A 23030-nucleotide genomic window follows, 5' to 3' on the forward strand; every position below is an offset into this window, starting at 1 on the left:
GAACGACCGAAGGAATCCGTGACCGCTTCCCCCCGAGCCCTCGAACTCACCCAGATCGCTGCCGCCGCGGCGGACGACAAGCAGGCCGAGGACCTCGTCGCCCTCGACGTGACGGGTCCGCTCCCACTGACCGACGTGTTCCTCCTGGCGAGTGGCCGGAACGAGCGCAACGTCCTCGCCATCGCGGACGAGGTCGAGGACCGCATGCTCCAGGCCGGCGCCAAGCCGCTCCGGCGCGAGGGGCGGAGCGAGGGTCGATGGGTCCTCCTGGACTTCGGCGACGTCGTCGTGCACGTCTTCCACGACGAGGACCGGCAGTACTACTCGCTCGAGCGCCTGTGGTCCGACTGCCCGAGCATCCCGCTCGAGGTCCCCGTCACCCACTGACCGTGGTCGGGCGGCCCTCGCAGATGGTGTACGCTTGACTGGTTGCTTCCGCGCGGGGGCAACCGACCTGGGTCTGTGGCGCAGCTGGTAGCGCACCTGCATGGCATGCAGGGGGTCAGGGGTTCGAGTCCCCTCAGATCCACCATCACGACGAAGGCCCCGCTCCGGCGGGGCCTTCGTCGTTGAGCGGGCCGTCGCTGGTCGAGATCTCGGCCGGCGGTTCGGCGGGACACCGATAGCCTGGTCGGCATGAGCGCATCGCCGCGCACCGCGGACACCTCCAGTCAGCCCCTGTCGGGGACCGAATGCTCGATCAGCGCGGGGCCGTACACGGCCACGATCGCGTCGATCGGGGCGACGCTCCGGAGCCTCCGGTACGACGGCCGTGACCTCGTCGTGCCGTTCGACGCGGACGAGGTCCGTCCGGTGTTCCGCGGCGCCGTGCTCGCGCCGTGGCCCAACCGCGTCGTGGACGGCCGGTACTCGTTCGCGGGGCAGGACCACCTGCTCGCCCTGTCCGAGCCGGAGCGTGGCCACGCGTTGCACGGCCTCGTCGCGTGGGCCGACTTCGCCGTGGCTGAACGGGCCGACGACCGGGTGGTCCTCACCACCACCATCCCCGCGCAGCTCGGGTACCCGTTCCGGGTCGAGGTCGCGGTCACCCACCAGGTCGACGAGCAGGGCCTGCACACGACGATCACGGGGACGAACACCGGCCCCGACGCGGCGCCCTGGGGGACCGGGCCGCACCCGTACCTCGTCGCAGGCCCCGGGCACGTCGACGACTGGACCCTGCACCTGCCGGCGCAGCAGGTGCTCGAGGTGACGCCGGACCGACTGGTCCCGACGGCGTTGTCCCCGGTGGCGGACGTCGACGACGGTGTGTTCGACCTCCGGGTGCCGGAGCGGATCGGCTCGCGGTTCATCGACCATGCCTTCACCGGGTTCGACCGTGACGGGGACGGCACGGCGACCGTGCGGGTGACCGCCGCCGACGGCTCTGGCGTGCGGATGACCTTCGGCCCGGAGTGCCCCTGGGTGCAGGTGCACACCGCAGACCACGTCGTGCCCGAGTACCACCGTGTCGGCCTGGCGGTCGAACCGATGACCTGCGCCCCGGATGCGTTCAACGCCGGAGCCGAGCGGGGCCTCCTGGTCGTCGAACCGGGGGAGTCGGCCACGGCCTCCTGGACGATCGCCGCGGTCTGACCGGGCGCGGAGGCGCCACGGCGACTCCGTTGGCGTGTCGTGGACGAGCGACATACACTGCCGATTCGAACACGTGTTCGATGATCGGGAGGCGGTGGTCGCGGTGCCGGTGCGCGAGGCGCGAGTGGTGCGGGTGGGCACGACGGCGGCTGGCGTGCCCCGAGATCTCCTGTGGGACGGTGTCCGCTACCACGTGACCGACCGGCCGACCCGGTGGCGGGCCCGCCCGGACGAGTGGGACTTCGGACCGGGCGGCGGGGATGACGGTGCCCGGGATGCCCGGAACGACGGGCTTCCCGGGCTGTGGCGGTTCCAGGCCACGCCGCTCGACGCCGACGCGCCGAGCGTCGTCGTCGACGTCATCGGGACCGGTGGGGGCTGGGTGCTCCTCGGCGTCGTCCGGTAACGGGGCCGTGTCCACCGTCGTGCCGACGACGATCCGGCGTCCACAGCGGATGTCGGACCCGGTTGACATGATCGAACACATGTTCGAACATGGGGCGATGCAGACGGCGGCGGCTCTCCTCGGAGAGCGGGGCGATCGGACACCGGCACCCGGTGCCCATGGTGCACGCGCGGTCCGACAACCGGACCACGTGGCCGAGGCGCGGGCGGCGCTGGAGCGCATCACGAGCCTCCGCTCCCGGATCGCGGACATGGAGGACACGCGGGTCGACACCGGTGCGCTCCCGACGTCGCCTGCGCTCGCGCCGCTCCTACCGGGTGGCGCACTCCGGTCGGGGGCGGCCTACAGCGTGCACGAGTCGGTGCTGCTGGCGATGACCATGCTCCAGGCGGCGTCGGCGTCCGGCGCATGGTGCGCCGTGGTCGGTGTGCCGTCCTTCGGGGTCGAGGCCGCCGCGGCCGCCGGGATCGACCTGGAGCGGCTCGTGCTCGTGCCCGACCCGGGCGACCAGTGGCTGACGGTCACCGCGGCGCTGGCCGACGTCGCGACGATCGTGCTGACCCGACCGCTCGGGCGCGTCACCCCGGGCGACGTCGCTCGCCTCGGGGCACGGCTCCGGCAGCGGGGTGCCGCCCTCGTCGCGCTCGGCAGCTGGCCCGGTGCCGAGGCCTCGCTCCGGGTCACCGACTCCTCGTGGCAGGGCATCGGACGCGGGTTCGGGTACCTGTCGGAACGGCGGGCAACGGTCGTGGCGACCACTCGGGCCGGCGCTGGACGCCCACGCAGCGCCGAACTCCTGCTCCCCGCAGCGGACGGGACGGTCCAGCCGTCGGTGTCGGCGACCGCGAGCGGTGATCCGACCGGTACCCGGTCCCCGGTGGTCGTCACGACGGCCGGCGGAGACCGGGGAGCGCGTCCCGTGGCGGTGGCGTCGTGACCGGTGGAACGGTGGCCCTCGGGGCGGGGAGTCCGCCCGTCGAGGCCCCGCCCACCCGCACGATGGTCCTGTGGTGCCCGGACTGGCCCGTCCTCGCCGCTGCGGTGGCGTCCGGGGCGGACCCCGAGCGGCCGATCGCCCTCGTGGCCAAGGGGCTCGTGTACGCCTGTTCCGCGGCCGCTCGTCACGAGGGCGTCCTCCGTGGGCTGCGCATCCGCGAGGCCCAGGCCCGGTGCACGACGCTCGTGGTCCAGCAGTACGACGAGGCCCTCGACCACCGGGCGTTCGAGCCCGTCATCCGTGCGGTCGAGGGTGCCGTGCCCGGCGTGCACGTCCTGCGTCCGGGGACGCTCGCGATCCGCTCCCGGGGGCCGGCCCGCTACTACGGCGGGGAGCACCCGGCAGCGCTGACGCTCGCGGGCATCGCGGCCGACCACGGGGCGCCGGGCGTGCGGGTCGGCATCGCGGACACCCCGTTCGCGGCGGAGCAGGCGGCACGTGCCCGGACACGCGATGTCGAGCGGGTCCGCATCGTCCCCGAGGGTGCGTCGGCGGACTTCCTGGCACCGCTGCCGTTGTCGGTCCTCGGTCGCGACGACCTCACGATGGTGCTCGGGCGGCTCGGGATCACGACGCTCGGTGCGTTCGCGCAGCTCACGGACGAGCAGGTGCGGGACCGGTTCGGGCCGGAGGGTGCGTTCCTGCACCGGCTCGCCGGAGGCCGTGACCCACGTGCGGTCACCGCCCGCGACGTCCCACCGGACCTGACCGTCGACGCCGCGTTCGAACCCCCGCTCGACCGTGCCGACCAGGTGGCGTTCGCGTTCCGTCGGTCCGCCGACACCTTCGCCGAGCGGCTCCGTGCGGCGGAGCTCGTGGCCACGACGATCCGCATCGAGATCACCGACGACCGTGGCGTCTGCCTCGACCGCACCTGGGCCCATCCGCGGTGGTTCGACCCCGCCGACGTCGTCGACCGCGTGCGGTGGCAGCTGCAGGGCGGTACGGACCCCACCGGGCTCGAGGCCCCCGTCGCCCACGTCCGGCTCGAGGCCGAGGCGGTCGACGCGGTCACGAACCACGAGCGTGGACTCTGGGGTTCCGGGCCGGACGAGCGGGTGCACCACGGCCTCGCCCGGATCCAGGGCATGGTCGGACACGACGGGGTCGTCACGGCACGCATCGCCGGCGGTCGGACCCTGGCGGAGCGCACGCTGTTCGTGCCGTGGGGGGACACCCCGGCAGGGGGTGAGCGCGCGGTCGCGGTCGCCCGTGCACGCCCGTGGCCCGGTCGGCTGCCCGGGCCCGCACCCGCGACGGTCCTCGACCGTCCTCGGCCCGTGGACGTCGTCGCCGCCGACGGCACCCCGGTCGACGTCGACGGGCGCAGCACCCTGACCGGTGAGCCGGACCGGTTCCGCGCCGAGGGGGACCGGGGCGGACGCTTCAGTGCGGTGACCGCATGGGCGGGGCCATGGCCGCTCGTCGTGCGCTGGTGGGAGGCCGGGGGTCGCCGCCTGCACCGGATGCAGCTCGTCGACGCCGAGGGGCGCGCATGGACCGTCGTCCTGGCGAACGGCCGGTGGTGGGCCGAGGCGGTGGCGACCTGATGGGGTACAACAACCCACCGATCCCGTGGTCGGAGTTCGAGCGTGCGCTGTCGGACAAGCGCAGTCCCGGGGCAGCGCCTCCCGGTGACGGCGGTGACAGCCCGGCGTGGTCGCGCAAACGCGTCCCGTACACACCGGCGCCGGCCTCGATCGTGGACGACGGCCTGACGGTGCCGTACGCGGAGCTGCACGCGCACTCGACCTTCAGCTTCCTCGACGGTGCGAGCCCACCGGAGCACCTGTTCGAGGAAGCCGCACGCCTGCACCTGCACGGCCTCGCACTCACCGACCACGACGGCCTCTACGGGGCGGCGCGGATGGCCGAGGTCGCCGAGACCCACCCCGACATCCGGACGGTGTACGGCGCGGAACTCTCCCTCGGCCTGTCCGAACCGCAGAACGGCGTCGCCGACCCCGAGGGCACACATCTGCTCGTCCTCGCACGCGGGCAAGCGGGCTACCACCGACTGGCCGCCGCCATGACGAGCGCACACCTGTCGCCCGGTGCGGAGAAGGGCCGGCCCCGGTACGACCTCGACGACCTCGCAGAGCGGGCCGGTGACGCCTGGCACGTGCTCACGGGGTGCCGCAAGGGGACCGTCCGCGCCGCCCTCGAGACCGGGGGTGAGGACGCCGCCGAGCGGGCACTGCGGGACCTGCTCGACCGGTTCGGGCGCGAGCACGTCACCGTCGAGCTCATCGACCAGGGCGACCCGATGGACACGGCCCGCAACGACCTCCTGGCCGGACTGGCCGGGCGGTTCCGGTTGCCCGTCGTGGCCACCGGGAACGTGCACTACGCCACCCCGGACCGGTTCCGGGTCGCCACGGCGCTCGCGGCTGTCCGGGCACGCCGCAGCCTCGACGAACTCGACGGCTGGCTCCCCGCCGCCGACACGGCGCACCTGCGGTCCGGGGCCGAGATGAGCCGTCGGTTCGCCCGGTACCCCGGCGCCGTGGCGCGGAGTGTGGAGCTCGCCGACGACCTGTCGTTCCGGTTGCGGAGTGCCGCGCCGGGCCTCCCGGACCTCGACGTGCCCGACGGGCACACGCCCATGTCGTGGCTCCGCGACCTCGTCTGGCAGGGCGCCCGGCGGTTCTACCCGGGCTCGGCCGACGGGGTCGACCCGGTCAAGCGTGACCGCATCGAGCGTGAGCTGCACGTGATACAGGAGAAGGACTTCCCCGGGTACTTCTTGATCGTGCGGGATCTCGTGCAGTACGCGCGCAGTCGGGGGATCCTCTGCCAGGGCCGCGGGTCCGCCGCGAACTCGGCGGTCTGCTACCTGCTCGAGATCACGGCGGTCGACTCGATCCGGTACGGGCTGCCGTTCGAACGGTTCCTCTCGAGCATGCGCGACGAAGAGCCCGACATCGACGTCGACTTCGACTCCGACCGCCGCGAAGAAGTCATCCAGTACGTCTACGCCAAGTACGGCCGGTTCAACGCGGCGCAGGTCGCGAACGTGATCACCTACCGTCCGAAGGCCGCGGTGCGCGACATGGCGAAGGCGCTCGGGCACAGCCCGGGACAGCAGGACGCCTGGTCCAAGCAGGTGGAACGGTGGGGGTCGGTCACCGAGAGCACGGAGCACGACATCCCGGACGAGGTCGTCGGACTCGCGCGCGAGGTCCTCGGGTTCCCCCGGCACCTCGGCATCCACTCGGGCGGCATGGTGCTCACCGACCGACCCGTCGGCGAGGTCGTCCCCATCGAGCGCGCCCGCATGGACGGCCGGACGGTCCTGCAGTGGGACAAGGACGACTGCGCCTTCATGGGGCTCGTCAAGTTCGACATGCTCGGCCTCGGCATGCTCGCGGCGCTGCAGTACGCGTTCGACCTCGCGGCCGACCACTGCGGTGAGCGCTGGGACATGCACGACATGCCGAAAGAGGAGCAGGGCGTCTACGACCAGCTGTGCCGGGCCGACACCGTCGGGGTGTTCCAGGTCGAGTCCCGGGCGCAGATGGGCACCCTGCCGCGGCTGTTACCGCGGCGGTTCTACGACCTCGTGATCGAGGTCGCGCTCGTGCGTCCCGGGCCGATCCAGGGCGGTGCCGTCCACCCCTACATCCGGCGGCGGACCGGGGAGGAGCCGATCACCTACCTGCATCCGGCACTCGAACCGGTGCTCGAGCGCACCCTCGGGGTGCCGCTGTTCCAGGAGCAGCTGATGCAGATGGCGATGACCGTGGGCGGGTGCTCGGGCGAGGACGCCGACCAGCTCCGCCGCGCCATGGGGTCGAAGCGGGGGCTGGTCCGGATCGAGGCGCTCCGCGACAAGCTCTACCGCGGCATGGCCTCGAACGGCATCGAGGGCGAGGACGCCGACGCCATCTACGCCAAGATCCAGGCGTTCGCGAACTTCGGCTTCGCGGAGAGCCACTCGATCAGCTTCGCGCTCATCGTCTACGCGAGTGCATGGATGCGGTTGCACTACCCGGGCGCGTTCCTGGCGGCACTGCTCCGGGCGCAGCCGATGGGGTTCTACTCGCCGCAGTCGCTCGTCGCGGACGCCCGACGCCACGGAGTGCAGGTGCGGCGCCCGGACATCCTGCGGTCGGGGGTCGACGCCACACTCGAGGTCCTCGATCCCGACGCACCGCTCGGCGACGACGGGCTGCCGCCACGGACCGGTTCGGACACCTGCCTGGCCCAGGAACAGGAGCCCGTCCGGCCGTTCGACCGGAGCGAACCGTTCGACACGGACGACCACCGACGCGACGGTGCCTTCGCGGTCCGTCTCGGCCTGGTCGAGGTCACGTCCCTCGGCCGACGCAGTGCGGAGCGGATCGTCGCGGAGCGCGAGGCGAACGGCCCGTTCCGGGACATGTCCGACCTGGCGCGGCGGGTGGGGCTGACCACGGCGCAGCTCGAGGCGCTCGCCGCGGCGGACGCGTTCGCGTCGTTCGACATCGACCGTCGCAGCGGCATGTGGTCGGCTGCGCAGGCCGCGGCGGAACGCCCGGACCAGCTCCCCGACACGCAGGTGGTCGTGCAGCCACCGCTGTTCGGGCAGCTCACCGACGGTGACGCCTTGATCGCGGACATCTGGTCGACGGGGCTGTCACCGGACGACCACCCGATCCGGCACGTGCGGCAGGATCTCGCCCGGCGGCGCGTGCTCAGCGTCGCGGAGCTCATGACGGCCGAGACCGGGCGGCGGATCGAGGTCGGCGGGGTCGTGACGCATCGACAGCGTCCCGCCACGGCATCCGGGATCACCTTCATGAACGTCGAGGACGAGACCGGCCTCGTGAACGTGATCTGCAGCGTCGGCGTGTGGACACGGTTCCGTCGGGTCGCCCGCGAGGCACCGGCGCTCGTCGTGCGGGGGATCCTCGAGCGGTCACCCGACGGTGTGGTGAACGTCGTCGCGGACCACATGGAACGGTTGCCGCTCGCGGTCCGGACGCGCTCCCGCGACTTCCACTGACCGGGCGGCGAGCAGGGGGAGGGGCGAGCCGGGCGGGGTCAGACCGCGGGGACCCGCACCGTCACCTCGAGGCCGCCGGACCGGACGTTGCGGAGGCTCGCCGTGCCTCCTGCGCGCTCGGCGATGGCGCGGACGATCGCGAGTCCGAGGCCCGAGCCGCCGGGCGAGGGATGCACGGACCGTCGGGCGGCGTCGGGGCGGGTGAAGCGGTCGAACGCGACGGGGACGAACGCGTCCGGGACGCCTGGCCCGTCGTCGGTGACCTGGAGCACGCCCTGCCCTGCCTCCGCACGCCAGGTGACGACGATGCCGCCCCCGGGTTCGAGCGCGGCGACGGCGTTGCCCGCGATGTTCGTGACGAGCTGCGCCATGCCGCTCGTGTCGAGCCGGTAGCGCGGTTCGACGGTGCCGCCGCCGATGCCCGGCCCGGACCCGCCGACGGCGATCGGGGGTTCGAGCTCGAAGTCGACGGTGATGTCCTTGGCACCCGCGATGAGCCGGACGCGGTCGACGGCGGACATGACCTCGTCGCCGAGGTCCGTCCAGCTCGTCGTGCGCGCCACCTCGTCGGCCTGGGCCTCGGTCTCCTCGACGCGGGACAGCGTGAGCAGGTCGTTCGCGAGCCGGGACAGCCGCGCAACGTTCTGCTTGGCGCGGTCGATGTGTCCCGCGAGCGCGTCGGCGTCGCCGGTGTCGAGCGACGCGAGGTCGAGCTGCGTCGTCAGGATCGCCAGCGGCGTCCGGAGTTCGTGGCTCGCGTCCGAGACCATCTGCCGTTCCCGTTCCGTGGCCTGCCGGGTCCGGGCGAGGAACGCGTTGAGCGTCGTCGCGAGCGAGGACAGCTCGTCCTGCGCGGGACCGACGGGGAGCTCGGCCCGGTCGGTTGTGCCCCGGAGCCGTTCGGCCTCGCGGCGCATCTGGGCGACGGGCCGGAGCGCCACGGTCGCCAGGATCCACGACGCGATCCCGAACGCCACGAGGATCACGAGCCCGAGCACGCCGAGCGTCTCGGTGAGGTCGTCCACGACGATGCGCTCGGACTGCGCGTTGCGGGCGGCGACGACCGTCCACCGGCCGGCGTCGTTCGTGACGTGCTCGACGACAACGCGGTACTCCGAGCGGTCGACGGTGATCGACGAGGTCCGGGCGCTCGCGGTGGACAGGGATCGGATCTCGTGTTCGAAGCTCCGTGGCATCGTCGTCAACTCGAGCTGCCCGGTCGGCGACACGACGGCGACCAGCTGACCGTTGCCGGGACTCCCGAGGTCGGGCGAGCTGTCGACCTCGAGCGCGGCGATGTAGGGGTCCGCGTCGGCGACGAGCAGGGTCGTGGTGGCGCTCGCGACGACGGAGATCACCTGGAGCCGGACGACGACGACGAGCAGGACGATGACGATGGCCGCGATCGCGGTGCTGCCGATGGTGATCCGTGCGCGGAGCGACAGCAGACGGAGCGGCCGGAACACGGCGGGGAGGACCGGTTCAGGCCCCGACGCTGTCGAGGCGGTACCCGCGACCGCGCACGGTCGTGATGGCGACCGACGCGTCGTGCGCGGAGAGCTTCTTGCGGAGGTACGAGATGTACTGCTCGACGACGTTCGGGTCGACGTGCTGGCTGCCGTCCCAGACCTCCTCGAGGATCTTGGGCCGGTCCACCACGCTCCCGGCGGAGCGGGCGAGCAGCCGGAGGAGCGCGAACTCGGTCGGGCTCATCGCCACGCGTTGGCCCTGCACGACGACGCGTCGTGCCTCGGAGTCGATGGCGACGTCGGCGACCTCGATGGTCCGAGGTGCACCAGCCGCCTCGCGCCGGCCGAGGGCCCGCAGGCGCGCGGTGAGCTCGGCGAACGCGAACGGCTTCGTGAGGTAGTCGTCGGCACCGGAGTCGAGGCCGTACACGCGGTCGTCGACGGCGTCCCGCGCGGTGACGAGGAGGATCCGCATCGGGTCCTCGCGCTCGCGGATGCGGCGGCTCAGCTCGAAGCCGGACATGCCGGGCATCATGACGTCGACCACGGCGAGGTCGTACGCCTGCTCGCCGAGCGCGATGAGCGCCTCCACGCCGTTCTCGACGGCGGTGACCCGGTAGCCCTCGGCCGCGAGTCCCCGTTCGAGGAGCGCGCGCATCTCGTCGTCGTCCTCCACCACCAGCAGCCGCATGTCCTGACCTCCTCGGGCCATCGTGGCACTCCGCGCTGCGGGGCGTGCGGCGTTCCCCGTGGTGTCGCTGAATCTCGTCACAGCGTCGGTGCGGGCCGCCGCGCCGGTGGACGGCCGGGAGGCCCGATCCGCGTCCGCCACGTCCACTCCGCGCATCGTCGGGCGACCGGTCGGCACATCCTCGGGCACACATCGCGCACGCAGCGTCCGCACGTTGCTACGCTGCGGCGACGACGTGCGCTCGGCGCCGTCGACGTCGCACCCCGGGGTGCGACGGGGGAGCAGGAGACGGGGGCCGTGGTGACGGGGGACGAAGCGTCGGTGGGGCCGACGGAGGACGAGCGTGTCGACGACCGGTTCGCCGGCGACCGACTCGTGGACGACGGGTGGGGGGAGGCCCTCCACCCGGCGGTGCGCCGATTACGACTCGAACTGCGTGCGGCGTGGCGGGTGATGACGGGGCTCCAGGAACTCGCGGCGCCGCACCGGGCGCGGGCGCTCGCGGACCTGCGGGCGGGCCTCCCGGACGTCGCGGGCCGAGCGGGGCGCGGCGACGCGGTCGCGGCGCTCGCGGAGATCCGGGCGGCGGCGCGCCATCACAGCGACCCGGTGGCCGACGCGGCCGTCGGGGACGCGTGGGACGAGCTCATCCGCACGACGCTCGCCGCGGCGACCGCGACGGCGACCTGCTCGGAGCGGTGCGCGGACCCGCTGCGCTGACCGGGCCGTCGCGGCGTCGGGTCAGGCCCCCTCGCCGAGGAGTTCCTCGCGCACGCGGCGGATGTCCTCGAGCAACGACCCGATGAGGATCCAGTGGTCCTCGTTCGGCCGGAGCACGACGACCGGGGCGGTCAGTGTCGGCGAGGCGGGATCCTCGGCGATCGGCCGCTGATCGGCAGCGGCGAAGGCCCGGACCTCGGCGGCGATCCGTGCGACCTCGGTGGCGATGCGGCCGATCGCGCGGTCCTCGACGAGGTCGGGCGCGACGTTGTCCCGGATCGCCCGGGTCATCCCGATCACGCGGGTGACGATCACGGCGAGGTGCCCGGCGATCTCCATGTCGCGCTCGAGGATCGTCCGGTGGTGCCCGCCGCGCGGGTTCATCGTCAGGCTCTCCCGCGCGGCGGCCAGCGCGGCGTCGGAGCGGGCCTGCGCCTGCCGCAGCGTCCGCGCGGTGACGAGGTCGGCCTCCCACCCGGTGCGGTCCCGGCCCTCGGTGAGTCCCACGGCGATGCGCTCGAACGCCGATGCGGTGTCCCGCGCGAGACGGGCGACCGCCAGGTGCGCGGGCTGGAGCAGCACGGGCGGCACGATGAGCGCGTTCACGGCGAGGGCGACGAGGGCGCCGATGACGGTCTCGATGATCCGGTCGACGGCGTAGTGCGGCGTGGTCGCGCCGGTCGACAGGACGAGCATCGCGCTGATCGGGATCTGCGTCGACGAACCGGGCGTGAGCCGGAGCGTCCACGCCAGGAGGATCGCCAGGACGATCACGAGCAGCACGATCCACGTGTTGTCACCGAGCAGCAGGTGGAGCGCGGTGGCGAGCAGCACGCCGAGCACCACTCCGGCGCTGCGTTCCAGGCCGCGGACGAACGACTGGTTGACGCTCGGCTGCACGACGAGCAGCGCGGCGATCGCGGCGAAGATCGGGTACTCCGAGTCGAGCAGCGCCGTGCAGAGCACCCAGGCGGCGATCGTCGCGACCGCGGTCTTGACGACCTGCAGGAACGGCGTCCGCGTCGCCTGACGGAGACGCGCGACGGGGTTCACGGTCCGAGGCTACCGAGCGCCGCTCCCGGCGTATCGATGCGGGACACGGTTGACTGGGCGCGTGTGGCCCGACCATGATCGCGTGCTCCCCGAGGCGTTCGCCGGTTCGGGGACGACGGTGCTGTCCGCGCGCGCACACTCGGTCGAGCCGTCGGGCAACGGCTACCTGTACGGCTACGAGGTCGACACCGTCGACGCCGCCGGGGCACGGGCGACGGTGCTCACCTACGTCGACACGGGCGGCGGCCACGACCAGCACTCCGCCGTCGTGCTCGACCCCGTGACCGGCGACGCCGTGTCGGTGTGGGCCTACCCGAACGACCCGGGCCTCCCGGTGTTGCCGCACGTGACCTACCGGGACGCGGTGGCGGAGCTGTTGACCGCCGCGGGCATGCCGGTCACCGCACCGACGCTCACGGTCGCGGCGTACCGACCCGGCAAACGCGCGGTGGTCCGCGTCGACTCGCCCCAGGGCACGGTGTTCCTCAAGGTCGTGCGACCACACCGCGTCACCCCGATCGTCCGGACGCACGAGCAGTTCGTGGCGGCCGGACTCCCCGTGCCGCGCGTGCTGTCGTCCCGCGGTGACGGTCTGCTCGTGCTCGAGCGCGTCCGAGGCGTCCCCGCGGGCAGTCGCATCCTCGAGATCGCGGACGATCCCCGGTTCATCGCGTCGCTCGCCGCACTGACCGGCCGGATCGCCACGGTCCGGCTGACGCAGCAGGCGCGTGCGGACGCGATGGACCACGCGGACTGGCACCGGCGCACACTCGTGTCCGCGCTGCCGAGGGAGGCCGAGGAGATCGACCGGCTGTACGACGCGATCGGGCGGCGCTCGATCGGGTGGTCGACGTCCGACCGTCAGGTGGTGCACGGTGACCTGCACCTCGAGCAGATCTTCGTCGACGAGCATGAGCCGTGGCGGATCTCTGGCCTGCTCGACATCGACACCGCCGGGTGGGGGCACCCGGTCCGGGACGTCGGCGCCGTCGTCGCACACCTCGTCGTCACGGGCCTCTGGCACCGGTCGCGCGGGGACGCCGACCGGGGCGCCGCCGCCGAACGGCTCGCCGACGCGATCGCGCGGGACTGGGTGCGACGCAACCCGGACGGCGCCGAGCGCATCGGACCCGCCATCGGCTCGCAACTCCTCGCCCATGCCGGTGGCCAGGCGACGACCGGATCGGCGAACGGGATCGCGACGGCGGAGCAGCTCCTCGCCGCGACCCGTGCCGCGCTCGCCGCACCGGCGGCGACGCTGCCCGCCCCGGCGCCCGGTCTGCGGCCACGGTCCGCACCCGGTCGCGGGTCCTGAGGCGGGGCCTCCCGGACGTCCCACATGGTGCGGGGGAGGCGCGGTGCACTAGACTGGTTGCGCACGCGCCGTGCGCCGCACGCCGTCCCGATTCCGGGGGCGGCCCACCCGGTTCCGGGGGCGGTCACGTGTCCCGGCCCCCCGGAGTCGGGACGCGACGGCGGTGACCCGACATCCGTGCGGCGTCGCGAGCGTGTGACAGTTCATGGAGGGGCACCCACCCGGTCTCCTGATCGGTACCGGCCCGGCGCGTCGAACAGGCTCGCCCCGGGCCACGTCCGGTCGTGTCGCACGGGTGTCCGGAACGACGGCCGCGCGCGGTCCGTCACGAGACGTACCGGCGGACACCGTCGGGGACTCCCGTCGATCGGGAGACAGGAGGAGCGTTGGCTCGATCAGGCATCAGGCGAGCGGCCGGCGGCGTGCGGTCCGCACCCCGTCGCACGCGACCCGTCGACAACGAGGGGCTCATCCCCGTGCTCGCCCGGGCCGTACGGGAGGTCGAGGCGGCGGCCCAGCGTGGGGCGCTCCGCCCCTCGAACCGCACGAAGTTCCAGGCCGTCGCGCAGCTCATGCGCGAGGAGCGCGCCCGCGTCAAGGCGGACGCCGACCTGACCGACGCGCAGCGCGCCGAACAGCTCAAGCGGCTCGACGGCGTCGCCACCATCCTCGCCAAGACCGCGGCCCGCGACACGAGCGTCATCCAGCTCCTCGCCGAGGACGCCCCCGTCTCCGAGTCGACGCGGACCGTCAAGCGGGACATGATGATCGCCGCGGGCATGGAGCTCGCGCCCGAGGAGCTCGTCATCGCCGCCGAGCCGACCTCGCCGGTCGAGGCCCCGGAGCGGGCCGTCGTGCCGCAGCAGGTCGTCGCCCGGCAGCTGGCGAACCCGTTCCTCCCGCCGGACTTCTCGCTCGCCGAGGCCCCCGTCGCGCACCCGCGGCGCCTCGCGAACTGGGAGCTGTTCGGCCCGCTGTTCAAGTCGTTCGAGTACGGCGCGGGCGGGGGTGTGGCGTCGATGCCGCTCCCGGAGCCCACGACCCTCCGGACCCCCGCGGGTGCCGAGCTCATGAAGCACCAGGCGGAGCTGGTCGCGTCGGCGGCGCAGGGGCACCGCACGTTCCTGCTCGCCGACGAGCCGGGCCTCGGCAAGACGGCGCAGTCGCTCCTCGCCGCGGACGCCGCGAACGCGTTCCCGCTCCTCGTCGTGGTCCCGAACGTCGTCAAGACGAACTGGATGCGCGAGGCCCAGCGGTGGGTGCCGAACCGATCCGTCACGGTGCTGCACGGGGACGGCGAGGACATGGACGGCTTCGCGGACGTCATCGTCGTCAACTACGAGATCCTCGACCGCCACGTGGGCTGGCTCGGCGCGCTCGGATTCCGGGGCATGGTGGTCGATGAGGCGCACTTCATCAAGAACAAGGAGTCCCAGCGCTCCCGGTTCGTGCTGCAGCTCGCCGAGCGCATCCGCGAGCGCATGGCCCGGCCGCTCCTCATGGCGCTCACCGGCACCCCACTCATCAACAGCGTCGAGGACTTCCGGACGATCTGGCAGTTCCTCGGCTGGATCGACGACAAGAAGCCCCGCGCCGAACTCATGAACGCCCTCGAGGACATCGGGCTGACCCCGGCCGAGCCCGGCTTCTTCGTGGAGGCCCGTCGCGCCGTCATCGAGATGGGGATCGTCCGACGCCGCAAGGTCGACGTCGCGGCGGACATCCCCGCGCGCCGGATCGCGGACATCCCCGTCGAACTCGACGACGAGGTCGGCCGGTCGATCCGCGACGCCGAGCGCGAGCTGACCGCGAAGCTCGTCGCCCGCTACCACCAGGCGCTCGCCGCCCGCACCGGCCAGGCCCCGGTCGAGGGCATCGACCACAAGCTCGTCCGCCAGGTCGCGCGGTGGGAGCTCGAGGACCAGGACGCCACGACGACCGGCGAGAACGTGTTCTCGATGGTCCGGCGCATCGGTCGTGCCAAGGCCCAGCTCGCGGCGGACTACGCGGCGCAGCTCGCGTCGAACGTCGGCAAGGTCGTGTTCTTCGCCAAGCACCTCGACGTCATGGACCAGGCGGAAGAGGTCTTCGCGCGCCGTGGCCTGCGGACCGCGACCGTCCGCGGCGAGCAGTCGACGGCGCAGCGCACGGCCGAGATCGACGCCTTCGTCAACGACCCGGACGTGGCGGTGATCGTCTGCTCGCTCACCGCGGCCGGCGTCGGCCTCAACCTGCAGGTCGCGTCGAACGTCGTCCTCGCGGAGCTGTCGTGGACGAGCGCCGAGCAGACGCAGGCGATCGACCGCGTGCACCGCATCGGACAAGAGGAGCCCGTCACGGCGTGGCGGATCATCGCGGCCCAGACGATCGACACGAAGATCGCCGAGCTCATCGACAGCAAGGCCGGGCTCGCCGCGCGGGCGCTCGACGGCTCGGACGAGGAGCTCGTCGACTCGGGCGACATCCAGCTCGACGCGATGGCGGCCATGCTCACGGACGCGCTCGAGGGGCGCTGACCCCGTCGCCGGCCGCTCGCGGTCGACCCGCCCGGCGCGCGAACGGCCCCGGTGACCACTGGTCACCGGGGCCGTTCCCGTGGGGATGGATCAGGTCGCGCGTCCCCGCGGCGCCCGCGTCCACGCGCGGCCGCCGACGAGGGCGGTGCTCAGATGCGGGACTGCACCTCGGCCAGCGAGGGGTTCGTCGCCGTCGAGCCGTCCGGGAACACGAGGGTCGGGACGGTCTGGTTCCCGCCGTTCACCGCGGCCACGAGTTCGGCCGTGCCGGGGGTCTCCTCGATGTTGACCTCGGTGTACGTGACACCGGCGCGGTCCATCTGGGTCTTCAGTCGCTTGCAGTAGCCGCACCAGCCGGTCGTGAACATCGTGACGGTGCCGGCGGCGGGGACGAACGCGTCCTTCGAGATCGTGTCACTCATGATGCCGACGGTAACCGGCGTGCCTGCGCGGGTATTCCTGCCGGACGCCGCCCCGGCCCTCCCGCTCGGCCCGCCGGATCGCAGGACCGGTTGACATACCTATTCGACATAGGTAGGTTCGGTCCATGGAACCACTCCAGCGCGTCACCGCACCGACGCTCGACGTCCTCCAGGCCCTGCTCGCCCAGGAGGAGCCACTCTGGGGCCTCGTGCTCATCAAGACCACGGGGCGCCCGTCCGGCACGGTCTACCCGATCCTCGAGCGGCTCGAGCGCCAGGGCTGGATCACCGGGTCATGGGATGACGACCCCGACCGATCCGGTCCGCGTCGCCGCCGCTACGCGTTCACGGGGGAGGGCCGGGTCGCCGCCCGCGACCTCGTCGCGTCCGCCGACGAGCACCGGGCACGCGCCGCCGCGCGACCGTCACGGCGCACCGCGCCCGGCCGGACGGTGACCCCGTGATCGGCCCCCGATCGTCGGCGGCTCGACACGGCGCCGAGGGCGCGTCGACCGCGCCGCACCCGCTCGCGCGAGCGGTCGTCGACCTCGCCGTCGCACTCTCGCCCGCCGACGACCGACCGGTCCGCATGGAGCAGTGGCACGCGGACCTCCGCGACGCCGCCGACCTCGACCTGCCCCGCGCCGGCCTGGCGTTCGGGGCGCTCACCACGGCGCTGTTCCACCGCCGCGCCGTCCACCGATCGGGAGCATCGCGGCGGCCGTCCTCGCAGGCCGTCTCGACGACGCTCGGGCCACCGGCGGCGGGCTGGTAGACAAGGACGTGTGAGCGACACGCACCTCGAGATCGAACGCACCTACGACCTGGCCCCGGAGGCCGAGTTGCCGGACCTGATCGGGGTCGGCGGGATCCTCCGCACCGAGCGGCAGGAGCCGTTCGAGCTCGATGCCACGTACTGGGACACCGAGCGCTTCGACCTGGTGGCCGCACACGTGACGGTCCGCCGCCGCACGGGAGGCCCCGACGCCGGCTGGCACATCAAACGCGCGGCCTCGGACACGGTCCGGCACGAACAGCACTTCCCGCTCACCGAGGACACCGACACCGTGCCCGACGCGGTGCTCGCGGCGCTGTTCGCCGAGCGCCGGGGGCGGGCGCTGCGCCCCGTGGTGCGGATCCGGACGGAACGGGCCGTGACGCGCCTCCTGGACGAGGACGGCGACCAGGTCGCCGAGCTGGCGGACGACCACGTCAGCGCCTTCCGGCTCGACGCCGACGCGCCGACCGGCGCGCGGACGTGGCGCGAGGTCGAGGTCGAGGCGGTCGAGGGCGTCGACGAGCAGGTGGTGCAGACGCTGTTCGACGGCCTCGACGCGCGGTTCGCCGAGCGTGGTGCGCAGCCGGCGGCCGTCTCCTCGAAGCTCGCCCGTGGCCTCGCGGGCGTCGACGCCCCGCGCCTCCGCACCACGGACAAGCCGGCCAAGGGCTCCGCCGCGCGCGTCCTCCGCAAGCGCGTCGCGCGACTGCGCTCGTCGCTCGCCCGCCGGGAGGCCCGGCTCCGGTCCGGCGACACCGCCGACCTCCGCGGACTGGCCACCACGTCGCTCGGCCTGGCGGCGGTGCTCGGCGCCTACCGCGCCGCCTTCGCCGACGCGGACCTCACCGACCGCGCGGTGGCCGCCGCGGAGACGCTCGCCGACGTCGTGAGCCGTGCGGCGTCGGCCGAGTACCTCGTCGGCGACCTCCACCGGGCCGGGACGCCGGCGCAGGACGCACTCGTCGACACCCTGGCGCGCGAACGGCTCCTCGCGGCGACCCGTGAGCGTCGCGACGAGGCGGTGCGCGACACCCTCCGGTTCCTGCACACGCCGGAGTACCTCGACCTGCTCGACCTGCTCGACGACGCCGTGGAGCGACCCGAGCCGACCGCCTGGGCGCTCCGGACCCCGAAGCGGGTGGCGCAGGACGTCACGGCCGCCGAGAAGCCCGTCGTGCGCGAGCTCGTGCGCGCCGCGGTCGGTGACGACCCGGCGGACGAGACCGGCGACCGCGAGGCGACCGAACGCGCGTGGCTGGCCACGATGCGGATGCGGATCGCGATGGACGTCCTCGGGGACGAGGCCTTCCCGCACGCACTCGGCCGCCGGATCACCGTCGCGGCGGACGTCCTCACCGAGCGGGCGCAGTCCCTGCACGCGCTCGAGGAGCTCCGACACGTCGCCGGCATCGCGACGCGCGCGGGGGAGGACACCTTCGGCTACGGCGTGCTCGCGGGCGACCGCGTGCGTCGTGCCGAGGAGTCCTACGACGACGCGGTGCAGGCCCTCTCGCGCGTCTGACCCAGCCCGTCACCCTCTCCCGCGAGATCGCAGTCGTTGCCGCTCAGGACGCTCCCGGAACGGCAACGACTGCGATCTCGCGGGTCGGGGATCGCGCCGTCAGGACCGCGGTTCGGCCTCGGCCAGACCGAGCACGTCGAGCAGCCACGCCAGCTCGAAGGCCCGCTCGCGCCAGGAGTCGTAGCGGCCGCTCACCCCGCCGTGTCCCGCCGCCATCTCGGTCTTGAGCAGCACCGGCGCACCGACCTCGCGCAGGCGCGCCGTCCACTTGGCGGGCTCGACGTACAGCACCCGGGTGTCGTTGATCGACGTGACCGCCAGGATCCGCGGGTAGGTGACGTCGTCGCGGACGTTCTCGTACGGCGTGTACTCGCTCATGTACCGGTAGACCTCGGGGTCGTGCAGGGGATCGCCCCACTCGTCCCACTCGATCACCGTGAGCGGCAGGTCCGGGTCGAGGATGCTCGTCAGCGCGTCGACGAACGGGACCGCCGCCAGGATGCCCGCGAACCGGTCCGGTGCGATGTTCGCGACGGCGCCCATGAGCAGCCCGCCGGCGCTGCCGCCTTCGGCGACGATGCGGTCCGGCGTGGTGCGGCCGGTCGCGATCAGGTGGTCGGCGACCGCCACGAAGTCGGTGAACGTGTTCTTCTTGGTCAGGGTCTTGCCCTGCTCGTACCAGTGCCGGCCCATCTCGCCGCCGCCGCGGACGTGCGCGACCGCGAACACGACGCCGCGGTCGAGCAGCGACAGCCGCATGACGCTGAAACCGGGGTCGATGCTGTGCTCGTAGGAGCCGTAGCCGTACAGGTGGACGGGAGCGGGCCTCCCGGCCGGCACCGCGTCGCGGCGCCACACGAGCGAGACGGGCACGCGCGTGCCGTCCGGTGCGGTCGCCCACTGGCGTTCCTGCACGTAGTCCTCGGAGCGGTAGCCGCCGAGCACCGGCTGGCGCTTCCGCACCGTGATCGCGCCCGACGCGAGGTCGAGGTCGCCGACCGTCGACGGGGTCACGAACGACGTGAACGTCAGACGCAGGGTGGGCTGGTCCCACTCGGGGTTGCCGCCGAAGCCCGCCGAGAACAGCTCCTCGTCGAACGGGACCTCGTGCGCGTCGCCGTACCCGTCGCCCTCGATCGGCACGATCGCGACGCGGGGGAGCGCCTCGGACCGGTACTCCACCGCGAGGTGGTGGGCGAACGCGTCCACCGACTCGATGCGGCGCTCCGGGTCGTGCGCGATGACCACGCGGCGGTCGCTCGTCGACGTCGGGTCGTCCGCGGGCACGTCGACGAGCTCGAAGTTCTCGGCGCCGTCGTTGTGCAGGACGAGCAGCCGGTCGCTCCCGCCGACGACCGCGTGCTCGACGTCGTACTCGACGCCCTCGCGACGCGGCCAGACGACGTGGAACTCGCCCGTCGGGTCCGCCGCGTCGAGCAGGTGGACCTCGGACGTGATCTTCGACCCGAGCTCGATCACGATGTACTGCGACGACCGGGTGACGCCGACGCCGACCCAGTAGCGGTCGTCGGGCTCCTGGAACACGGCGACGTCCTCGCCGGTCCCGCCGACCTCGTGCCGCCAGATGGTGTCCGGACGCCACGACTCGTCGACGGTGGGGTAGAACACGTACCGGCCCGACGGGTCGAACGCGGCACCGGCCCCCGTGCCCTCGATGACGTCCGGCAGGTCCTCACCGCTCGTGAGGTCGCGCACGTGCAGCGTGTACCGCTCGTCGCCGGCCGTGTCGATGCCGTAGACCAGGCGCTCGTCGTCGTCGCTGACGTCGTACGTGCCGAGCGCGAAGAAGTCGTGCCCCGCGGCGAGCAGGTTGCCGTCGAGCACGACCTGCTCGCCCGGCACCTCGGCGCCCGCCTCGACCTCGGGCGGGGTCCAGTCGTCCTCGTCGGTGATCGGCGCGCGGCAGTGGACGCCGTACTGGCTGCCCTCGCTCGTGCGCGTGAAGTACCAGAACCGGCCCATCCGCACCGGCACGCTGAGGTCGGTCTCCTGCACCCGGGCACGGATCTCGTCGAACAGCCGGTCGCGCAGCGGGGCGAGGTGCGCGGTCGCCGCGTCGGTGTACGCGTTCTCGGCTTCGAGGTACGCGAGCGTCTCCGGGGACTCCTTGTCACGGAGCCACTCGTAGTCGTCCACGAACCGGACCCCGTGGTGGGTCCGGGTGACCGGGTGCTTCGCGGCGATGGGAGGGGTGGTCGAGGACGCGTCGGAGCTCACCGGCCCAGCCTAGGACGCGCTCCGGCAGTGCACCTGGACGGTCCGGGAGGCCCGGTGCTGGTGACCGAGATCGCATCCGCCGGTCGGTAGCGTGGTCCGCATGAGCAAACGATCCTTCGTCATCACCGGTGCCCACGTCGTCCCCGTCGTCGGGGACGAGTTCGACGGCGGCGCGGTCGTCGTCGAGGACGGACGCATCACCGCGGCGGGCCCGGACGTCGCCGTGCCCGAGGGGCTACCGGTCGTCGACGCGGCGGGCACGTGGCTCGTGCCGGGCTTCGTCGAGGCGCACGGCCACGTCGGCATCCACGAGGAGGCCAACGGCGTCGCGGGCAACGACACGAACGAGATGACCGGCCCGAACATGGCCGCCGTCCGCGCGATCGACGCGATCGACATCGACGACGAGGGCTTCCGGGACGCGCTGTCCGGCGGCGTCACCGCGATCGTGGTCAAGCCCGGCTCGGGCAACCCCATCGGTGGCCAGACCGTCGCGATCAAGAGCTGGGGCGGCCGGACGATCGACGAGCAGCTCATCTCGGACAGTGTCAGCGTCAAGAGCGCGCTCGGCGAGAACCCGAAGCGCGTCTACGGGGCGAAGGACCAGACGCCGTCGACCCGCCTCGGGGTCGCGAAGGTGATCCGCGAGGCCTTCGTCGCCGCCGACCACTACCGCACCGCCCGTGCGGCCGCCGCGGGGAAGGGCGAGCCGTTCGAACGCGACCTCACCAAGGAGACGCTCGCGCGCGTCCTCGACGGGGAGCTCGCCTGGGACCAGCACACGCACCGCCACGACGACATCGCCACCGCGATCCGCCTGTCCGAGGAGTTCGGTTACCGGCTCGTCGTCAACCACGGCACCGAGGGGCACAAGCTCGCGGGTCTCCTCGCCGAGAAGGACATCCCCGTCGTGTACGGCCCGCTGTTCACGAGTCGCTCGAAGGTGGAGCTCCGGGACCGCGCGATCACGAACCTCGCCGAGATCGCGGCGGCCGGGGTGCGGGTCGCGATCACGACGGACGCGCCCGTCGTGCCGATCAACATGCTCGTGCTGCAGGCGACGATGGCGGTCAAGGAGGGCCTGCCCCGGCAGACGGCGCTCGAGGCGCTGACGACGAACCCGGCGACGTTCCTCGGCTTCGGCGACCGCGTGGGTCAGATCACACCCGGCTACGACGCCGACCTCGTGCTCTGGTCGGGCGACCCGCTCGACGCGACCTCGCGGGCGCTCCGCGTCTTCATCGACGGCGCCGAGGTCTACACGTGGGACGCGGAGGCGCACCGCGGGGTGACCGTGCCGCGGTTCTGACTCCCGGCCGCCCGCCGTGGCGCCGGTCGGGAGGCCCGGATCGCGACCGCCGTGCCGGGCGCGGCTCGGGCCTCCCGGCCGTCCGCCGGGTCACGGCGTCCGGCGCCTACGCGGTGCGGTCGAGCAGGAACGTGTTCATCGCGGCGGTGAGCTCGAGGTCCATGTCGCGCACGTCGCCGTTGACGGAACGGATCGGGGCAGCGAGCCGGGAGCTCGACACGAGCCACAGTGCGTCGGCGGCACGGAGGTCGTCGAGCGTCACGAGCTCGTACGAGGTCGCGATCCCGCGGTCCTCGGCGAAGGTGAAGACGTCCGCCTGCGTCGTCCCCGCGAGGATGCCGATGTCGGTCCGGGGCGTGACGAGGTCGTCGCCGCGTCGGAGCAGGAGCGTCGAGCGCGGGCCCTCGAGGACGTAGCCGTCGGTCGAGACGAACAGGGCGTCGTCGGCCCCGCGGCGAGCCGCCTCACGCAGGGCGGCCATGTTCACGGCGTACGACAGGGTCTTGGCGCCCTGGAGCAGCCAGGGACTCGTGCGGGCGACGTCGTGGCGGTACCCGCGGTCGAGCGTGACGACGGCGATGCCCTGCTCGCGGGGCATGGTGTACTCCTCGGCCGGGGCCGCGTACACGTAGCCCGTCGGTCGGCCGTCGCCCTCGACGCCGCGGGACATCACGGTCTTGCAGTAGGCCTCGCGGACCGGATCGAGCTCCGCGACGACGGCCTCGACCGCGCGGCGCCAGACGTCGAGGTCGGGTGCGGGCAGGTCGAGCATCGCGGCCGAGCGGGCGAGACGGTCGAGGTGTGCCTCGAGTGCCTGCGGTCGACCGTCCGTGACGTTGAGGGTCTCGAACACGCCGTCACCGCGGACCAAGCCGAGGTCGAGCACCTGGACGTGCGGCTCGATCGGACCCTCGAAGGTGAACGCGTCGGCGCCGGGGTCGTGCGCCTCGGCGTGCTGGGAGGGACGGTTCAGGATCGCGAGGACGGTTTCGGTCATGCGGTCAGTCAAGC

At 73.1% G+C, this 23030-nt stretch carries 19 protein-coding genes and 1 tRNA gene; 14 read left to right on the top strand and 6 right to left on the bottom strand.

Annotated features, from left to right (window positions below):
• The first annotated feature begins 18 nt into the window (after positions 1–18).
• The 7 genes from rsfS (at position 19) to DEI88_RS04375 (ending at position 7986) form a co-directional block, all read left to right on the top strand.
• Positions 19–387 carry a ribosome silencing factor gene (gene rsfS, locus DEI88_RS04345; protein ID WP_111011057.1) on the top strand — a complete coding sequence of 123 codons (369 nt, stop codon included), beginning with the start codon at positions 19–21 and terminating at the stop codon, positions 385–387.
• Positions 388–456: 69 nt separating this feature from the next.
• Positions 457–532 (top strand) — tRNA-Ala (locus DEI88_RS04350).
• 104 nt (positions 533–636) lie between these two features.
• Positions 637–1596, top strand: coding sequence for an aldose 1-epimerase family protein (locus DEI88_RS04355; protein WP_111013901.1), 960 nt, complete (start codon positions 637–639; stop codon positions 1594–1596).
• A 73-nt stretch (positions 1597–1669) separates the two neighbouring features.
• The gene (locus tag DEI88_RS04360) at positions 1670–2002 is read left to right on the top strand and encodes a hypothetical protein (RefSeq protein ID WP_111072339.1); all 333 of its coding nucleotides are present in this window, start codon (positions 1670–1672) and stop codon (positions 2000–2002) included.
• Between the two features lie 190 nt (positions 2003–2192).
• Positions 2193–2939 (top strand): DnaE2-dependent mutagenesis accessory factor ImuA', encoded by a 747-nt coding sequence (imuA', locus tag DEI88_RS04365; protein WP_181434917.1) that lies wholly within the window; start codon positions 2193–2195, stop codon positions 2937–2939.
• Entirely contained in the window at positions 2936–4549 is a 1614-nt protein-coding gene (locus DEI88_RS04370; protein ID WP_349775209.1) for a DNA polymerase Y family protein, read from the top strand. The genes imuA' and DEI88_RS04370 overlap by 4 nt, the downstream gene beginning before the upstream one ends.
• Entirely contained in the window at positions 4549–7986 is a 3438-nt protein-coding gene (locus DEI88_RS04375; RefSeq protein ID WP_111072380.1) for an error-prone DNA polymerase, read from the top strand. Before DEI88_RS04370 ends, DEI88_RS04375 begins: the two co-directional genes overlap by 1 nt.
• A gap of 38 nt (positions 7987–8024) precedes the next feature.
• On the opposite strand, the gene DEI88_RS04380 is transcribed toward DEI88_RS04375, so the two are convergent.
• Both DEI88_RS04380 and DEI88_RS04385 read right to left on the bottom strand, forming a co-directional pair.
• On the bottom strand, positions 8025–9452 hold the full coding sequence (locus DEI88_RS04380; RefSeq protein ID WP_111011060.1) for a sensor histidine kinase: 1428 nt from the start codon (positions 9450–9452) through the stop codon (positions 8025–8027).
• A 16-nt stretch (positions 9453–9468) separates the two neighbouring features.
• Positions 9469–10146, bottom strand: coding sequence for a response regulator transcription factor (locus tag DEI88_RS04385; RefSeq protein WP_111013936.1), 678 nt, complete (start codon positions 10144–10146; stop codon positions 9469–9471).
• Positions 10147–10446: 300 nt separating this feature from the next.
• Here DEI88_RS04385 and DEI88_RS04390 point away from each other — a divergent pair, with 300 nt between their 5' ends.
• Positions 10447–10866, top strand: a complete 420-nt coding sequence (locus tag DEI88_RS04390) for a hypothetical protein (RefSeq protein ID WP_146246084.1) — start codon at positions 10447–10449, stop codon at positions 10864–10866.
• Positions 10867–10887: 21 nt separating this feature from the next.
• Here DEI88_RS04390 and DEI88_RS04395 read toward each other — a convergent pair whose 3' ends face one another.
• A complete protein-coding gene (locus tag DEI88_RS04395) occupies positions 10888–11919 on the bottom strand; it encodes an FUSC family protein (protein WP_111072337.1) in 1032 nt (343 codons plus the stop codon).
• Between the two features lie 82 nt (positions 11920–12001).
• On the opposite strand from DEI88_RS04395, the gene DEI88_RS04400 reads away from it, so the two are divergent.
• Positions 12002–13234, top strand: a complete 1233-nt coding sequence (locus DEI88_RS04400; protein ID WP_111072336.1) for a phosphotransferase enzyme family protein — start codon at positions 12002–12004, stop codon at positions 13232–13234.
• 386 nt (positions 13235–13620) lie between these two features.
• Positions 13621–15750 (top strand): DEAD/DEAH box helicase, encoded by a 2130-nt coding sequence (locus tag DEI88_RS04405; protein ID WP_111011065.1) that lies wholly within the window; start codon positions 13621–13623, stop codon positions 15748–15750.
• Between the two features lie 149 nt (positions 15751–15899).
• On the opposite strand, the gene DEI88_RS04410 is transcribed toward DEI88_RS04405, so the two are convergent.
• Positions 15900–16172: a mycoredoxin gene (locus DEI88_RS04410; protein WP_111011066.1), complete on the bottom strand. Its 273-nt coding sequence runs from the start codon at positions 16170–16172 to the stop codon at positions 15900–15902.
• A gap of 125 nt (positions 16173–16297) precedes the next feature.
• On the opposite strand from DEI88_RS04410, the gene DEI88_RS04415 reads away from it, so the two are divergent.
• The 3 genes from DEI88_RS04415 to DEI88_RS04425 are packed head-to-tail and all read left to right on the top strand — an operon-like array spanning position 16298 to position 18472.
• Complete coding sequence (locus tag DEI88_RS04415) at positions 16298–16636, top strand: PadR family transcriptional regulator (protein WP_111011067.1); 339 nt, start codon at positions 16298–16300, stop codon at positions 16634–16636.
• Entirely contained in the window at positions 16633–16947 is a 315-nt protein-coding gene (locus DEI88_RS04420) for a hypothetical protein (RefSeq protein ID WP_111072335.1), read from the top strand. Before DEI88_RS04415 ends, DEI88_RS04420 begins: the two co-directional genes overlap by 4 nt.
• A gap of 10 nt (positions 16948–16957) precedes the next feature.
• Positions 16958–18472 carry a CYTH domain-containing protein gene (locus DEI88_RS04425; RefSeq protein WP_111072334.1) on the top strand — a complete coding sequence of 505 codons (1515 nt, stop codon included), beginning with the start codon at positions 16958–16960 and terminating at the stop codon, positions 18470–18472.
• 99 nt (positions 18473–18571) lie between these two features.
• On the opposite strand, the gene DEI88_RS04430 is transcribed toward DEI88_RS04425, so the two are convergent.
• Entirely contained in the window at positions 18572–20710 is a 2139-nt protein-coding gene (locus tag DEI88_RS04430) for a S9 family peptidase (RefSeq protein WP_111072333.1), read from the bottom strand.
• 100 nt (positions 20711–20810) lie between these two features.
• On the opposite strand from DEI88_RS04430, the gene DEI88_RS04435 reads away from it, so the two are divergent.
• The gene (locus tag DEI88_RS04435; protein WP_111011070.1) at positions 20811–22019 is read left to right on the top strand and encodes an amidohydrolase; all 1209 of its coding nucleotides are present in this window, start codon (positions 20811–20813) and stop codon (positions 22017–22019) included.
• A 106-nt stretch (positions 22020–22125) separates the two neighbouring features.
• Here the strand turns inward: DEI88_RS04435 and DEI88_RS04440 are convergent, their stop codons facing one another.
• Positions 22126–23016 carry an aminodeoxychorismate lyase gene (locus DEI88_RS04440; RefSeq protein ID WP_111049606.1) on the bottom strand — a complete coding sequence of 297 codons (891 nt, stop codon included), beginning with the start codon at positions 23014–23016 and terminating at the stop codon, positions 22126–22128.
• Positions 23017–23030 lie beyond the last annotated feature (14 nt).

This window comes from Curtobacterium sp. MCBD17_003 (genome assembly GCF_003234885.2).
Taxonomy (GTDB): domain Bacteria; phylum Actinomycetota; class Actinomycetes; order Actinomycetales; family Microbacteriaceae; genus Curtobacterium.

Excerpts from the sequence above, each read along its gene's own strand:
- DEI88_RS04355 (WP_111013901.1), top strand. The coding sequence starts at position 637 with ATGAGCGCATCGCCGCGCACCGCGGACACCTCCAGTCAGCCCCTGTCG.
- DEI88_RS04375 (WP_111072380.1), top strand. The coding sequence starts at position 4,549 with ATGGGGTACAACAACCCACCGATCCCGTGGTCGGAGTTCGAGCGTGCG.
- DEI88_RS04385 (WP_111013936.1), bottom strand. The coding sequence starts at position 10,146 with ATGCGGCTGCTGGTGGTGGAGGACGACGACGAGATGCGCGCGCTCCTC.
- DEI88_RS04410 (WP_111011066.1), bottom strand. The coding sequence starts at position 16,172 with ATGAGTGACACGATCTCGAAGGACGCGTTCGTCCCCGCCGCCGGCACC.
- DEI88_RS04415 (WP_111011067.1), top strand. The coding sequence starts at position 16,298 with ATGGAACCACTCCAGCGCGTCACCGCACCGACGCTCGACGTCCTCCAG.
- DEI88_RS04435 (WP_111011070.1), top strand. The coding sequence starts at position 20,811 with ATGAGCAAACGATCCTTCGTCATCACCGGTGCCCACGTCGTCCCCGTC.
- DEI88_RS04440 (WP_111049606.1), bottom strand. The coding sequence starts at position 23,016 with ATGACCGAAACCGTCCTCGCGATCCTGAACCGTCCCTCCCAGCACGCC.